The sequence below is a fragment of the Xanthomonas sp. WHRI 7945 genome (genome assembly GCF_035026585.1).
The window spans coordinates 1-15094 of sequence record NZ_JAYIQP010000013.1 but is presented as its reverse complement, the minus strand read 5'-3'; the positions used below and the strand labels follow the sequence as shown (position 1 = coordinate 15094).

At 69.5% G+C, this 15094-nt stretch carries 12 protein-coding genes; 3 read left to right on the top strand and 9 right to left on the bottom strand.

All coding sequences use genetic code 11. From position 1 onward, the window contains the following. Position 1 precedes the first annotated feature (1 nt). Together VDQ83_RS12095 and VDQ83_RS12090 are read right to left on the bottom strand one after the other, a co-directional pair. Positions 2-3148: an efflux RND transporter permease subunit gene (locus VDQ83_RS12095; RefSeq protein ID WP_455435115.1), complete on the bottom strand. Its 3147-nt coding sequence runs from the start codon at positions 3146-3148 to the stop codon at positions 2-4. A 9-nt stretch (positions 3149-3157) separates the two neighbouring features. Continuing rightward, the gene (locus VDQ83_RS12090) at positions 3158-4363 is read right to left on the bottom strand and encodes an efflux RND transporter periplasmic adaptor subunit (protein ID WP_455435114.1); all 1206 of its coding nucleotides are present in this window, start codon (positions 4361-4363) and stop codon (positions 3158-3160) included. A 160-nt stretch (positions 4364-4523) separates the two neighbouring features. On the opposite strand from VDQ83_RS12090, the gene baeS reads away from it, so the two are divergent. After that, positions 4524-5903 carry a sensor histidine kinase efflux regulator BaeS gene (baeS, locus tag VDQ83_RS12085; RefSeq protein WP_455435113.1) on the top strand — a complete coding sequence of 460 codons (1380 nt, stop codon included), beginning with the start codon at positions 4524-4526 and terminating at the stop codon, positions 5901-5903. Continuing rightward, entirely contained in the window at positions 5900-6583 is a 684-nt protein-coding gene (locus VDQ83_RS12080) for a response regulator (protein WP_455435112.1), read from the top strand. The genes baeS and VDQ83_RS12080 overlap by 4 nt, the downstream gene beginning before the upstream one ends. Before the next feature lie 102 nt (positions 6584-6685). Here VDQ83_RS12080 and purU read toward each other — a convergent pair whose 3' ends face one another. From purU to VDQ83_RS12045, 7 genes are all read right to left on the bottom strand, one after another. Continuing rightward, complete coding sequence (gene purU / locus VDQ83_RS12075; protein WP_455435111.1) at positions 6686-7537, bottom strand: formyltetrahydrofolate deformylase; 852 nt, start codon at positions 7535-7537, stop codon at positions 6686-6688. 710 nt (positions 7538-8247) lie between these two features. Continuing rightward, positions 8248-8658 carry an XVIPCD domain-containing protein gene (locus VDQ83_RS12070; RefSeq protein ID WP_263398364.1) on the bottom strand — a complete coding sequence of 137 codons (411 nt, stop codon included), beginning with the start codon at positions 8656-8658 and terminating at the stop codon, positions 8248-8250. A 170-nt stretch (positions 8659-8828) separates the two neighbouring features. After that, the gene (locus tag VDQ83_RS12065) at positions 8829-9704 is read right to left on the bottom strand and encodes an NAD(P)-dependent oxidoreductase (RefSeq protein WP_455435110.1); all 876 of its coding nucleotides are present in this window, start codon (positions 9702-9704) and stop codon (positions 8829-8831) included. Between the two features lie 61 nt (positions 9705-9765). Next, the gene (locus tag VDQ83_RS12060) at positions 9766-10863 is read right to left on the bottom strand and encodes an NADH:flavin oxidoreductase/NADH oxidase (RefSeq protein WP_263396738.1); all 1098 of its coding nucleotides are present in this window, start codon (positions 10861-10863) and stop codon (positions 9766-9768) included. A gap of 388 nt (positions 10864-11251) precedes the next feature. Next, entirely contained in the window at positions 11252-12103 is an 852-nt protein-coding gene (locus VDQ83_RS12055) for an NAD-dependent protein deacetylase (protein ID WP_455435109.1), read from the bottom strand. A 210-nt stretch (positions 12104-12313) separates the two neighbouring features. Continuing rightward, positions 12314-12694 (bottom strand): VOC family protein, encoded by a 381-nt coding sequence (locus tag VDQ83_RS12050; protein WP_455435108.1) that lies wholly within the window; start codon positions 12692-12694, stop codon positions 12314-12316. A 55-nt stretch (positions 12695-12749) separates the two neighbouring features. Further along, positions 12750-14003 carry an MFS transporter gene (locus VDQ83_RS12045; protein WP_455435107.1) on the bottom strand — a complete coding sequence of 418 codons (1254 nt, stop codon included), beginning with the start codon at positions 14001-14003 and terminating at the stop codon, positions 12750-12752. Between the two features lie 98 nt (positions 14004-14101). On the opposite strand from VDQ83_RS12045, the gene VDQ83_RS12040 reads away from it, so the two are divergent. Beyond that, positions 14102-15007: a LysR family transcriptional regulator gene (locus VDQ83_RS12040; protein ID WP_309921529.1), complete on the top strand. Its 906-nt coding sequence runs from the start codon at positions 14102-14104 to the stop codon at positions 15005-15007. The last annotated feature ends 87 nt before the right edge of the window (positions 15008-15094 follow it).

Here is a 15094-nt window from a genome sequence, read left to right as displayed (position 1 = left end):
ATCACGGCGTTGCCTCCTTGGTGCGCAGCGGTTCCGGTTCGGCACGCTTGCCGGGGAACAGACTGCGCACGATCACGTAGAACAGCGGCACGAAGAAGATGCCGAGCATGGTCGAGATCAGGGTGCCGCCGAGCACGCCGGTGCCCAGCGAATGGCGACCGCCGGAGCCGGCGCCGCTGCTGATCACCATCGGCAGCACGCCGAGCATGAACGCCAGCGAGGTCATCAGGATCGGGCGCAGGCGCATGCGCGCCGCATGCAGCGTGGCGTCGATCAGCGGCCGGCCCTTCTCCTCCAGTTCCTTGGCGAACTCGACGATCAGGATGCCGTTCTTGGCCGCCAGGCCCATCGTCGCCAGCAGACCGACCTGGAAGTAGATGTCGTTGGACAGCCCACGCAGCCACGTCGCCAGCAGCGCGCCGACGATGCCCACCGGCACCGCCAGCATCACCGAGATCGGGATCGACCAGCTCTCGTACAGCGCGGCCAGGCACAGGAACACGAAGATCAGCGACACCGTGTACAGCATCCAGGTCTGCGCGCCGGAGGCCTGCTCCTGGTAGGACATGCCTGACCATGCGTAACCTACGTCCTTGCCCACTTTCCCGACCAGCCCGGCGATGCCGTTCATCGCGTCGCCAGAACTGATGCCGCTGGCGGCGCTGCCGGTGATCTCCATCGACTCGACCCCGTTGAAGCGGCTCAATACCTGCGGCGCATACGCCCACGCGCTGCTGGAGAAGGCCGAGAACGGCACCATCGCCTCGCTGCTGTTGCGCACGTACCAGCGGTCGATGTCGCTGGGCAACATGCGCGCGGCGGCGTCTCCTTGCACGTAGACGCGCTTGACCCGATTGTTGTTGAGGAAGTCGTTGACGTAGCTGCCGCCCATCACCGTGGCCAGCGTGGCGTTGATGTCGGAGGCCGCCAGGCCCAGCGCGCCGGCCTTGGCATCGTCGATCTGCACGCGGTAGGTCGGCGCGTCTTCCAGGCCGTTGAAGCGCACCGCGGTCATGCCCTTGTCGGCGTTGGCCAGTTGCAGCAATTGCTGGCGTGCGGCGACCAGGGCGTCGTGGCCCTTGCCGGCCACGTCCTGCAGCTCCAGGGTGAAACCGGAGCTGGTGCCCAGGCCGTTGATGGCCGGCGGCGACAGCGCGAACACCTGCGCGTCGGGCAGCGTGCCCATCATCGCGCCGGTGATGCGGTTGGCGACCTCCTGTGCGGAGGCATCGCGCTCGGCCCAGTCCTTGAGCTTGATGAAGCCCATGCCCGAGTTCTGGCTGCTGCCGGCGAAGCTGAAGCCGCTGATGGTCATCACCCCCGCCACTTCCGGCTGTTTGAGGATGAAGCCGGTGGCCTGGTCGATCGACTGCTGGGTGCGCTGCTGGGTGGCGCCGGCCGGCGTGGTGAACATCACCATCAGCATGCCCTGGTCCTCTTCGGGCAGGAACGAACTGGGCAGGCGCCAGAACAACAGCGCCATCACCGCGAGCAGCGCCAGGTAGACCAGCGTGCCGAGCTTGCGGTGGCCGATCAGCTTGCCCACGCCGCGGCCATAGCCGTCGGCACCGCGGTCGAAGCGCTCGTTGAACCAGCCGAAGAAGCGCCCCAGCGGGCCCTTGCGCGAGACGTGGCCGCCTTGCTCGATCGGCTTGAGCAGGCTGGCGCACAGCGCAGGACTCAAGGTCAGCGCCACCAGCAGCGACAGCAGCATCGCCGCGGCGATGGTCACCGAGAACTGCCGGTAGATCTCGCCGGTGGCGCCGCCGAAGAACGCCATCGGCAGGAACACCGCGGTCAGCACCAGGGCGATGCCGACCAGCGCGCCGGTGATCTGCCCCATCGAGGTATAGGTCGCCTGCCGCGGCGACATACCCTCCTCGCTCATCAAGCGCTCGACGTTCTCCACCACCACGATCGCATCGTCCACCAGCAGGCCGATCGCCAGCACCATCGCGAACATGGTCAGGGTGTTGATCGAATAGCCGAGCAACGCCAACACGCCGAAGGTGCCCAGCAGCACCACCGGCACCGCGATCACCGGCACCAGCGTGGCGCGCCAGTTCTGCAGGAACAGGTACATCACCAGCACCACCAGTACGATCGCCTCGAGCAGGGTCTTGACCACTTCCTCGATGGAGATGCGCACGAACGGCGTGGTGTCGTAGGCGACCTCGTATTTGAGTCCGGCCGGGAAATACGGCTTGAGCTGCTCCAGCTTGGCCTCCACCGCCTTGGCCGCGTCCAGCGCGTTGGCCCCGGTGGCCAGCTGCAGGCCCATGCCGGAGGCGGCCTTGCCGTTGTACTTGGAACTGGACGCATACGACTTGGAACCCAGTTCGACCCGCGCCACGTCGCGCAGGTACACGGTGGCGCCGCCGGCCTGCGACTTCAGCACGATCGCCTCGAACTGCGCCGGGGTCTTGAGCTTGCTGCGCGAGGTGACCGTGGCGTTGAGCTGCTGGCCCTGCGCTGCCGGCAGCGCGCCGAGCGCGCCGGAGGAGACGTCGGCGTTCTGCGCCGAGATCGCGTTGCTCACGTCCGAGGGCATCAGCGCATAGGTGCGCAGCTTTTCCGGATCCAGCCACACCCGCATCGAATACTCGGAGCCGAACACATTGACACCGCCGACGCCGTTGAGCCGGCTGATCGGATCCTGCAGCGTGGACACCATGTAGTCGCCGATGTCGGTGCTGTCCATGCTGCCGTCTTCGGAGGTGAAGGCCAGCACCATGAACATGCTGCTGCCGGCGGACTTGGTGACGGTCACGCCATTGCTCTGCACCGCCTCGGGCAGCATCGACTCGCCTTGCGAGACCTTGTTCTGCACCTGCACCTGCGCGGTGTCCGGATCGGTGCCGGAATCGAAGGTCAGGGTGATCGAGGCGCTGCCGGCGGAGCTGCTGCTGGAGGACATGTACAGCAGGTTGTCCAGCCCGGTCATCTGCTGCTCGAGGATCTGCGTCACCGAGTTCTGCACGGTCTCGGCGGAAGCGCCGGTGTAGGTGGCGCTGACGGTGATCGCGGGCGGGGCGATGTCCGGATACTGCTCCAGCGGCAGCGACAGGATCGAGATCGCGCCGGCCAGGGTGATGACGATCGCGATGACCCAGGCGAGGATGGGACGGTCGATGAAGAAACGGGCCATGGCGATCCCTCAGTCGGCCTTCGGCGCGGCCGCAGCGGTGCCTTGGGTGGCCGCGGGTGTCGTGGCGGCCGAGGTCACTTCCACCGCCTTGACCTGATCGCCGACCGCGACTTTCTGCAGGCCCTGCACGATCACCTTGTCGCCGACCTTCAGCCCGTCGCGCACCCGCCATTTGTCGCCGATCGCGTCGCCGGTGGTCAGCACGCGCTGCGCGACCTTGTTGTCGCTGCCGACCACCATCGCCACCGCCTCGCCCTTGCTGTTGCGGCTGATCGCCTGCTGCGCCACCAGGATGGCCTGCTCGTCCACCGCCATCGACAGCATCGCCTTGACGTACATGCCCGGCAGCAGCAGCCGATCGGGATTGGGCACCACCGCGCGCAGCTTGACCGTGCCGGTGGCGGTATCGACCGCGGCATCGACCACTTCCAGCGTGCCGCTGCGCGCGTAGGTGCTGCCGTCCTCCAGCTGCAGTTTCACCTCGGCCTTGCCGTCCACCGCCTTGAGTTGGCCGGCGTCGAGCTGGCGGCGCAGCTGCAGCAGTTGCGCGCTGGACTGGGTCACGTCCACGTACATCGGATCGAGCTGGTTGATGGTGGCCAGCACGTCGCTCTGGCCGGCGCTGACCAGCGCGCCCGGCGTGTAGCTGGAGGTGCCGATGCGGCCGTCGATCGGCGCGGTGATGCGGGTGTAGTCGAGATTGATCCGCGCGGTCTGCAGCGAGGCCTTGGCCGCGACCACGGCCGCCTCGTTCGAGCGCAGCGTGGCCACCGCGTCGTCGCCGTCCTGCTTGCTGACCGCGTCCAGCGCGACCAGGGTCTGGTAGCGCTGCGCCTTCGGCCTGGCCGACAGCACCGCCGCCTCGGCCTGGGCCAGGTCGCCCTTGGCGGTGTCGTACGCGGCCTGGTAGCTGGCCGGATCGATCTCGTACAGCACCTGCCCGGCCTTGACGTCCTGGCCCTCGGTGAACAGGCGCTTGCGCAGGATGCCGCCGACCTGCGGGCGCACCTCCGAGCTCATGTAGGCCACGGTGCGGCCGGACAGGGTCTGGTCCAGCGCCAGCCGCTGCGCGCTCACCGTCTGCACGCCGACCTGCGCCTGCGGCCGCTGCGGCGGCTGCTTGGAAGAACATGCGGCCAGCGCCACGGCGATGGCGCCGGCCAGCCACCAGCGCGAGGACGAAACGGGGAAGCGACGGGCGACGACGGGCAGCATGCGGCGAACTCACGGTTTATCCGAATGTGGCCACGCTACGGCGCGAATGTGCAGCAAATTTGGAGATTGCCGGCAGCGGCGCGGATTCGCTTGATTTCCCCTGCGGCGGCGCGGCTAATACGCAGCATCCCCCGTCGCCGCGTCCCGCATTGCCTCTCCGATGAAACTGGGCATCACCGCCAAGCTGTTCCTCGCCATCCTCGCCGCATGCGTGGCGGTGCTGCTGGTCAACGGCATCGCCGTGCAGGTCTTCCTCAAGCGCCAGTTCCTGGATTACCTCAACGAGCAGGGCGTGGAACGCATGCTGGAGACCTTGCCGCGGGTCAGGGCCGAGTACGCGCGGCACGGCAACTGGGACTTCGTGCGCGACAATCCCGATGCCTGGTTCGTGCTGATGCGCCCGGAGCGCAGCCCTGGCCAGCCGCGACGCCCGCCGCCGATCTCCGACCAGACCGGCGCGGTGTTCCGCTTCGCCGTGCTCGACAAGGACTACAGGTCGGTGATCGGCAACCCGGATGTCGGCCGCAACGACATCCTGCGCCCGATCGTGGTCGACGGCCGCACCGTCGGCTGGATGGCGATGCTGCCGTTCCAGAAGGTGCTGGCGGCCGAGGATGCGCGCTTCTACCAGGCGCAGCAACGCGCATGGTGGACGATCGGCAGCGCCTCGCTGCTGGTCGCCGCGCTGCTCGGCTGGCTGCTGTCGCGCGCCTTGCTGCGGCGCATGCGCGGGCTCACCGGCGCCACCCATCGGCTGGCTGCCGGCGATTACGCCACCCGCATCGACACCGGCGCGCGCGACGAATTCGGCCAATTGGCGCGCGACTTCAACCTGCTGGCGCAGGCGCTGGAACACAACGAACGCGCACGCCGCGAGTTCATGGCCGATATCTCGCACGAACTGCGCACGCCGCTGGCGGTGCTGCGTGCCGAGCTGGAAGCGCTGCAGGACGGCATCCGGCCGATGACCCCGGCTTCGCTGGGATCGCTGCACCAGCAGGTCGGCCAGCTCGGCAAGCTGATCGAAGACCTGTACGACGTCTCGCTGACCGACGTCGGCGCGCTCGCCTACCGGCGTGCGCCGGTCGATCTGGCGCTGATCCTGGCCACGGTGCTGGCCGGCGTGCAGGCGCGCTTCGCCGCCGCGCCGCTGCAGCTGCAGGTGCAGATCGACGCCGGCCAGCTGCAGGTAGACGGCGACGAGCGCCGGCTGCAGCAGCTGCTCGGCAACCTGCTGGAGAACACGCTGCGCTACACCGATGCCGGCGGCACGGTGCAGGTGCGCTGCGCGCGTCGCGACGCGGTGCTGGAACTACAGATCGATGACAGCGCACCGGGCGTGGACGCGGACAAACGCGAGCGCCTGTTCGAACGCTTCTACCGCACCGAGGCCTCGCGCAATCGCGCCAGCGGCGGCAGCGGGCTGGGCCTGGCGATCTGCCGCAACATCGCCGAGGCGCATGGCGGTTCGATCAACGCCGAAGCCTCCGCGCTCGGGGGGCTGCGCGTGGTGCTGCGCTTGCCGGCGCTGGCGGCATGAATGGCCTGGACCCGATCGGCCACGTGCTGATCGTCGAGGATGAGCCGCGCCTGGCCGCGGTGATACGCGAATACCTGCACGCGGCCGGCTATTCGCACGACTGGATCGCCGATGGTGCACGGGCGCTGGGCGCGTTCCGCGCGCAGAAGCCGGACCTGGTGCTGCTGGACCTGATGCTGCCCAACCGCGACGGCCTGGAAATCTGCCGCGACCTGCGCAAGGAAAGCGCGGTGCCGGTGATCATGGTCACCGCGCGCGTGGAAGAGATCGACCGCCTGCTCGGCCTGGAGATCGGTGCCGACGACTACATCTGCAAGCCGTTCAGTCCGCGCGAGGTGGTGGCGCGGGTGCAGGCGGTGCTGCGCCGCCACCGCCACGACCCCAACGACGCACCGGCACCGGGGCTGCGCATCGACGAGGACGAATGCCGCGCCAGCGTGCACGGCTGCGACCTGGACCTGACCCAGGTCGAGTTCCGCCTGCTGCGCGCCCTCGCCGCCACGCCGGGCCGCGTGTACTCGCGCGAACAACTGATGGACCGGCTCTACGCCGACCACCGCATCGTCACCGACCGCACCGTGGACAGCCACGTCAAGAACCTGCGCCGCAAACTTGCCGACGTCGGCGGCGAAGAGTGGGTGCGCTCGGTGTATGGGGCTGGGTATCGGTTTGAGCCGTGATTCGGGATTCGGGATTCGCAAGAGCCGGCAGCGCCACGGCTGAAACGGTAATCAGTCAAGCCGCCTTTACCAATCCCGAATCACGAATCCCCAATCACGGCCTCACCGAAAAACCACAGTGCGATGCCCGTTGAGCAAAATGCGATGCTCGACGTGGCGGCGCACCGCGCGGGCCAGGACTTGCGACTCGGTATCGCTCCCCAGGCGCACCAGGTCGCGCGGAGTCATCGCGTGGTCCACGCGGGCCACGTCCTGTTCGATGATCGGGCCTTCGTCGAGGTCGCCGGTGACGTAATGCGCGGTGGCGCCGATGATCTTGACCCCGCGCGCGTGCGCCTGGTGGTACGGCTGCGCGCCCTTGAAGCTGGGCAGGAAGCTGTGATGGATGTTGATCGCGCGCCCGGCCAGCGCCGCGCACAGCGTCGGCGACAGGATCTGCATGTAGCGCGCCAGCACCACCAGGTCGATGCGTTCGCGCTCCACCAGCGCCAGCAGCTGCGCCTCCTGCGCGTCGCGGTTGGCGGCGCTGACCGGCAGGTGGTGGAACGGCACGTCGTAGGACTGCGCCAACGCAGCGAAATCCTGGTGGTTGGACGCCACCGCGGCGATGTCCACGCGCAGTTGCCGGCTGTGCGCGCGGAACAGCAGATCGTTGAGACAATGGCCCTGCTTGCTGACCAGCACCAGCAGGCGCGCGCGGCGGCGCGCATCGTGCAGTTGCCAGTCCATCGCGTAGTCGGCGGCGAGCGGCTCCAGCTGCACCTTCACCGCGGCGACGATGCCGTCGGCGGGCACGTCGAAGTGCACGCGCAGGAAGAACCGGCCGCTCTCCTCGTCGCCGAACTGCTGCGCATCGAGGATGTTGCAGCCGTGCTCGAACAGCAGGCCGCTGACGCGGTAGACGATGCCGGTACGGTCCGGGCAGGACAGGGTCAGGATGTAGTCGGGGCGCATTGGGCCAATGATAGGAGAATTTCGGGATTCGGGATTCGGGATTCGGGATTTGGGATTTGGGATTTGGGATTTGGGATTTGGGATTTGGGATTTGGGATTCGGGATTCGGGGCTCGGGGCTCGGGGCTCGGGGCTCGGGGCTCGGGGCTCGGAGTTCGGAGTTCGGAGTTCGGAGTTCGGGATGGTGGCGGCGAATGGTGCCAGGACATTGGATGTGGAATGCCGCCGGGCCTTGACGGGCGCCTTGCCGAATGTAGGAGCGGCTTCAGCCGCGACGGGCTTTCCCGGTAAGGCCTGTCGCGACTGAAGTCGCTCCCACAGGGGCTTGCGGCAGGGTCAACCTGGTGCACTGTAGGGGCACTTCAGTCCCGGCGCCTTCCCGTGCAGAGGAAGGCGCACTACTTCGCTCGTCGCGGCTGAAGCCGCTCCTACAGGGACTTGCGGCAGGCCAATCGGGTGCACTGCGGGAGGCACTTCAGTCCTGGCGCCTTCCCGCGCAGAGGAAATTGCACTACTTCGCTCGTCGCGGCTGAAGCCGCTCCTACAGGGATTTGCGGCAGGCCAACCGGGTGCATTGTGGGAGGGACTTCAGTCCCGACGCTGTACGGCCCAGGAAAGTGCGCCGCTTCGCTCGTCGCGGCTGAAGCCGCTCCTACAGGGTGGCGCGTCCGCGCTGGCCGCAGGCGGCCGCGCCGGCACGCCGCGCCGCGCTCACTCCGGACGCAAGCGCAGCGCCAGCCGCCGGTTGACCTTCTCCAGCCGCGCCAGCGAGTCTTCCACCGACATGCCGACCGCCTCGTGGGTGGTGATGTGCGCGCGCAGGTGCGCCGGATCGTCCAGGTCGCCGCGCACCAGGAACACGTTCTCACCCTGCTCCACCTCGCCCAGTTCACGGCTCAGCACCACGTGATCGACCTGGTCGAAGCCGTACTCCTTCGCCAGTGGCAGCAGCCGCGCCACCATCCGCTCGCTGATCGCATCGGGGGCGCGGCCGCAGGCGGCGTCCAGCGCGTGCACGCCTTCGCGGATCTGCGCGTACAGCAGATGATCGGGGTGGTCCTGGTGCTCGGGGCCGAGCACGGTCTCGCGCGCGACCGCGCGCGGCGGCTGGATGGGCGTCATGGCGCCGGGGTCGGACGAATTCGGGCTCATGGCATCCTCCTATGATGCGCCTGCTAGCCGCCGCACCTTAGCGGGAAGCATGCGGCCAGCTCAAGCGCGGCGACGCAGTCTGCGCCATGCCGCGACAAGGCCGCCTGAAGATCGCGCGGCGGCGTGGCCTGATCGGACGCTCAGTCCTGCCCGGCACGGCGTGCGGCGACCTTGGCCAGCGCCGACCAGTCCAGCTCGCCGTCGCCGTGCGCGATCGCGTCGATGAACTGGTCGCGCAGCACCGCCGCCAGCGGCATCGGCACGTGCCGGGTCTCGCCGGCATTCAAGGCCAGGCGCACGTCCTTCAGCCCCAGCGTGGTCTTGAAGCCGGCCGGGCTGTAGCGCTGCTGCGCGATCATGCCGCCGTAGTTCTGGTACGCCGGCGCGGCGAACAGGGTGTTGACCAGCATGCCCAGGAGGTCGGCCGGGTCCACGCCATGCCCGCGCACCAGCGCCGAGGCTTCGGCCATGGTGCCGATCGCGCTGGCCAGGCACAGGTTGGCGGCCAGCTTGACCGCGTTGGCCTGCTCCGGCGCAGCGCCGAAATACCAGGTCTTGCGCCCGATCACGTCGAGCAGCGGCTGCACCCGCGCCAGCGCGGCGGCGTCGCCGGCGGCGAGCAGGTTGAGCTGGCCGGCGGCCGCCACGTCATGCCGGCCCAATACCGGGATGGCCAGATAGGCCACGCCGCGTTCGGCATGCAGCGCGCTCAGTTCGCGCGCCAACGCCACCGAGATCGTGGCCATGTTGACGTGCACGCTGCCGGCAGGCAGCGCGTCGAGCGCACCACGGTCGAGCAGGGTCTCGCGCACCGCCGTGTCGTCGGCCAGCATCGAGAACAGCACCTGGCCGCGCACCGCATCGGCCGGCTGCGCGGCCGCCTGCGCGCCGGCATCGAGCAGCGTCTGCGCCGCGCCCGCACTGCGGTTCCACACGGTCAGCGCATGTCCGGCGCGCAGCAGGTTGTGCGCGATCGGCAGGCCCATCGTGCCCAGGCCGAGAAAACCGATGCTCATCGCAAACTCCTTGAATGGTGCGAGGTTGAGGCCGCGCCCTGCACGGCCAGGCGCGCGCGCATCATGCGTCGAACAGGCCGCGCGCCGAGCGCGGCTCGCAGCGCAGATATTGCGGCGCCGGCTTCAGCTTGGCGCCGAGTGCGGCGGCGGCGTGCCACGGCCAGCGCGGATCGTAGAGGATGCCGCGGGCGAGCGCGATCGCGTCGGCCTGGCCCTCGGCCAGGATCGCCTCGGCGTGCTGCGGCTCGGTGATCAGGCCGACCGCGATCACCGGCATCGTCACCGCGCGATGGATCGCCTCGGCCTGCGGCACCTGATAGCCGGCCGCGACCGGGATCTGCTGGCGGCGGTCGAGGCCGCCGCTGGACACGTGCAGGTAATCGCAACCCTGCGCCTGCAACGCCTGCGCCAGCACGATGCTCTGCGCCACGTCCCAGCCGCCCTCGACCCAGTCGGTGGCGGAGAGGCGCACGCCCACCGCCACCGACGCCGACACGGCCGCGCGCACCGCCGCATGCACGCGCAGCAGCAGGCGCATCCGGTTGTCCAGGCTGCCGCCGTAGGCGTCGGCGCGCTGGTTGCTCAGCGGCGACAGGAACTGGTGCAGCAGGTAGCCGTGCGCGGCATGCAGTTCGATCAGTTCGAAGCCCAGCCGTTCGGCGCGCTGCGCCGACGCGACGAACGCGGCGACGATGGCGTCGATGCCGGCCAGGTCCAGCGCCTGCGGCGGCGTGCCGTGCTCGGCGAAGGGCAGCGCCGACGGCGCCACGGTCTGCCAGCCGTTCGGCTGTGCCGGCGCGATCGCAGCGCCGCCGTCCCAGGGCTTTTGCGTGGACGCCTTGCGCCCGGCATGCGCAAGCTGGATCCCCAGCGGCATCGGCGACCAGCGCCGCACCGAGGCCAGCACGCCGCGCAGCGCCGCTTCGGTGGCGTCGTCCCACAGGCCCAGGTCGGCGTAGCTGATGCGCCCGCGCGGCTCCACCGCGGTGGCCTCCAGGATCATCAAGCCGGCGCCGGACTGCGCCAACTGGCCGAGGTGGATGGTGTGCCAGTCGCTGGCCTGGCCATGCTCGGCGGAGTACTGGCACATCGGCGCGATGACGATGCGATTGGACAACGACAGCGGCCCCAGGGCGAGGGGCGAGAAGAGATGGCTCAAGGTGGCATTCCGTGGGGGCGCCCGCCGCAGTGCGGGCAAGCTGCCATTGCACTCCTGCCGGCGCTGCCGATCAACCACTGCCGATGGATCAGTTCGTGCGCGGATTCGGAACGCGCGGCGCCGGAGCGCCAGGGCGAGTCGTCAATCCCAAGCAGGCCGCGCTGGGTCTGGCAGGCCGCCACCTGGCGTTGCGTGGCGCAGCGCCTGACTGGCGCTCAGGTCAAGCCGCGCGGCGCCGGGTGGCGGCCTGCCAGACCCAACCCGACGGGCCGTTCTTGCGCGCGCACGCGGCATCGCTCGGACATGGACAGGTGCCATTTCCGCCCTCTTGCTTGCCGCATGCGCGCGCAAGAGCGGCGCAAGCCTTCTCTGGGACCGACGACTCGCCCTAGGCCGCCACGCGCGGCAGCAGGAAATCCAGCGCCTGCGCGCAGGGCTGGGCCAGCTTCAGGCTCAGCAAATCGTCGCCGCGGGTGCGGCCGAGGTTGACCGCGGCGATCGGCAATCTGGCCTTGGCCGCGGCCTGCACGAAGCGGAAGCCGGAATACACCATCAGCGACGAGCCAACCACCAGCATCGCGTCGGCCTGCTGCAGGTGCGCGAAGGCGGCGGCCACGCGCTCGCGCGGCACGTTTTCGCCGAAGAACACCACGTCCGGCTTCAGCACGCCGCCGCACTGCGTGCAGGCCGGCACCACGAAGGCGGCGAAGTTCACGTCCTCCAGGTCGGCGTCGCCATCGGGTGCCTGCCCGGCCTGCAGCGTCGCCCACTGCGGATTGTGCTGCAGCAGCTGCTGCTGGAAGTCCTCGCGCGGCAGGCGCCGTTCGCAGCCCATGCAGCGCACCACGTCCAGGCGCCCGTGCAGGTCGATCACCGCCTGGCTGCCGGCGGCCTGGTGCAGGCAATCCACGTTCTGGGTCAGCAGCAGTTCGACCTGGCCGCGCGCTTCCAACTGCGCCAGCGCCGCGTGCGTGGCGTTGGGCCGCGCATGGCCGAAGCGCGGCCAGCCGACCAGGCTGCGCGCCCAGTAGCGCTGACGCGTCGCCAGTTCGCCCATGAACGCCTGGTAGGTGACCGGCTGCGCGCGCTTCCAGTCGCCGGCGGCATCGCGGTAGTCGGGAATGCCCGAATCGGTGCTGCATCCAGCGCCGGTCAGCACGAACAGGCGCCGGTGGCGTTCGACGAACGCTTCCAGCGCTGCGGCGTCGGCGTCCGCCTCTGGCTGCAGCAACTGACGCATCACAGGACTCCGATAGCGGCGGTAGCCTCTATCTTGGGCATCCACGGCCACGGCACAAGGCCGCACATGAACGTGCACGGGTTGCCAAGGCGTACGCACCCGCGCACGCGATCGGCGCGCGGGTGCGGCGCTCCTGCAGGGAGCGGTTGGGGGCAGCCTCGGCATCGACCAGACGAACCCAGCGGAACGTCCGCAGGCTTGGCCATCGCACTACAGAACGTTGCTGACCTCGATCAGATTGCCGTCCGGATCGCGGAAATACAGCGACAGGATCGGGCCGGTGGCGCCGGTGCGCTGTACCGGGCCGTCCTCGATGGCGACCGCCGCCGCGTCCAGTTCGCGGCGCACCTGCGCCAGCGGGGTGGCGGTGATGAAGCACAGATCGCCGGAGCCGGGCGTGGGCACGCGCGCCTTCGGCTCGAACTCGCGGCCGGCGGCGTGCAGGTTGATCTTCTGTTGGCCGAACGCCAACGCGGTGCGGCCTTCGCCGAAGCGCTGCACCTGCATGCCGAGCACGCGCGCGTAGAACGCGCAGCTGGCCTCGATGTCGGCGACGGTGAGGACCAGATGGTCGAGACGGTCGATCTGCACAGGCTGCCTCCAGGCAAGGAAAAACGGTCGCTCCCGCGAGGAACAGCGCGCCTGGCTATTCGCCGCGCGGCGGATGCGGGCCGAAGCGGCCGTACGGACGGCTGTCGTCGGCGCCAAGGCGCAGCACCTGTGCCGCGACCAGGGCGACGCCCAGCAACAGCAGGCAGCAAGCGGCCAGCGCGTTCCAGCCGCCGTGTTGCCAGGCCGCGCCGCTGAGCGAGCCGATCAGGCTGGCGCCGCTGTAGTAGGCCAGCAGGTACAGCGACGCGGCATGGCCCTTGTTCTGCCCGCCCAGCCGGCCGACCCAGGCGCTGGCCGCCGAGTGCGCGACGAAGAAGCCGATGGTCAGCAGCACGACGCCGGCGATCACCACCGCCAGCACGTGCGCGATGGTCAGCGCCACGCCGAGCGCCGCCACTGCGATGCCGGCCAGTACCACCGGGCCGCGGCCGAAGCGGTCCGAGGCGGCGCCGGCCACCGACGAGGACACGATGCCGAACACGTAGGCGCTGAAGATCATGCCCAGCTGGCTCTGGCTGAGCCCGAACTCCGGCCCGCCCAGGCGGAAGCCGGCGTAGTTGTAGACGCTGACGAACACGCCCATCGCCAGGAACGGGATCGCGAACAGCCACGGCAGGTGGCGATCGCGCAGATGCCCGCCCCAGGCCTGCAGGTGGAAGCGCAGGTTGACGCCGCGGCGGCGCACGAAATGCCGCGAGCGCGGCAGCAGCAGCACGAAGCCGACCGCGGCCAGCAGGTCGATCGCGGAGACCGCCGCCAGCGCGATGCGCCAGTCGAAGTGATCGGTGAGCACGCTCATGCCGATGCGCCCGACCATGCCGCCGAACGCGTTGCCGGCCACGTACAGGCCGGTCGCCGCGCCCAGCTTGCGCGCCGGCACCTCCTCGGCCAGGTACACCATCGCCACCGCCGGCACCCCGCCCAGGGCGACGCCGGACAGCGCGCGCACCGCGACCAGCGCGCCCCAGTGCGGCAGGCACGCGGCGATCAGGTTGAGCAGCGCTGCCAGCGCGATCGACACGAACATCAACCCGCGCCGGCCGAGGTTCTCCGACACCGCGCCGGCGCAGAAGATCGCAATCGCCAGGCCGCCGGTGGCCAACGACAGCGGCAGCGAACTGGTCGCCGCGTCGACGCCGAATTCGCGTGCGAATGCCGGCAGCAGCGGCTGCACGCTGTACAGCAGCGAAAAGGTGGCGAAGCCGGCCAGGAACAGCGCCAGGCGGATGCGCGCCAGCGGCGCGGCGTCCACGGCGTGCAGCGGCGGGCATTGGCTGGAAGTGGTCACGACGGCGATGGCGCAGCGAAAGGACGGCCAGTATTTGCCTGCGCCGATCCGGTGTCCAATATATGATCAAGGCACTTTCCATATCTTGTGGATATGAAATGGAACTGCGCCACCTGCGCTATTTCCTGGCCGTCGCCGAGGCCGGGCATTTCACCCGCGCCGCCGCGCAGCTGGGCATCCAGCAGCCGCCGCTGAGCCAGCAGATCCGTGCGCTGGAGCAGGAGCTGGGCACGCCGCTGTTCGTGCGCACCCCGCGCGGCGCCGACCTCACCGAAGCCGGGCGCGCGTTCCGGATCGAAGCCAAGCGCGTGCTCGCCGACCTGGAGCGCGCCGGCGACGCCGCCCGGCGTGCCGCGCGCGGCGAGAGCGGCGTGCTGCGGCTGGGCTTCACCGCCTCGGCCGCATTCAATCCGATCGTGCCGACGCTGGTGCGCAACTTCCGCCGCGGCTGGCCGGCGGTGGCGCTGGCGCTGGAGGAAACCAACACCGCCGGACTGCTCGCCGCGCTGGTGCAGGGCCGCCTGGATGCGGCCTTCATCCGCTACAGCGTGGTCACCCCGCCCGAGCTGCAACTGCTGAAATTTCCCGACGAGCCGATGAAGATCGCGGTCCCGGCCGCGCACCGCCTGGCCAAGCGCAAGCGCGCGCCGCTGTCGGCGCTGGCCGGCGAACCGTTCATCCTGTTCCCACGCAGCTTCGGCACCAGCCTGTACGACGAAATCCTCGAAGCCTGCCGCCAATCCGGCTTCGAATTGCAGATCAAGCAGGAAGCGCCGCAGATGTCGTCGATCGTGAACCTTGTCGCCGCCGAACTCGGCGTCTCGGTGGTGCCGGCCTCGACCACCCAGGTGCAGTTGCCCGGCGTGCGCTACCTGGACATCGAAGGCCGCGTGCCGATGGCACGACTGGCGCTGGCCACGCTGCCGGCCACCGCGCAGGCGCTACCGGTGGTGCGCCACCTGTGGCAGCTGGCGCAGGGGCATGCGGCGGGAAAGCGCGGGTAGTTGCGGATCACTCGCGCACGCGTCCCTGTAGGAGCGGCTTCAGCCGCGACACGCGTTACCGATAGCGCCTGTCGCGGCTGAAGCCGC